The sequence below is a fragment of the Pseudomonas sp. PS01301 genome, from assembly GCF_029960215.1.
GTDB classification, from domain to species: domain Bacteria; phylum Pseudomonadota; class Gammaproteobacteria; order Pseudomonadales; family Pseudomonadaceae; genus Aquipseudomonas; species Aquipseudomonas coleopterorum.
The window spans coordinates 1-255 of sequence record NZ_JASCPM010000148.1; the positions used below are offsets into that span (position 1 = coordinate 1).

The 255-nt window shown below is 51.8% G+C and carries 1 rRNA gene; it reads right to left on the reverse strand.

Going from position 1 to position 255, the window contains the following annotated elements:
• Nucleotides 1–255 (reverse strand): 16S ribosomal RNA (locus QMX89_RS22815); the annotation flags it as partial.

Here is a 255-nt window from a genome sequence, read left to right on the forward strand (position 1 = left end):
TCGCCACTGGTGTTCCTTCCTATATCTACGCATTTCACCGCTACACAGGAAATTCCACCACCCTCTGCCCTACTCTAGCTTGCCAGTTTTGGATGCAGTTCCCAGGTTGAGCCCGGGGATTTCACATTCAACTTAACAAACCACCTACGCGCGCTTTACGCCCAGTAATTCCGATTAACGCTTGCACCCTCTGTATTACCGCGGCTGCTGGCACAGAGTTAGCCGGTGCTTATTCTGTCGGTAACGTCAAGACAG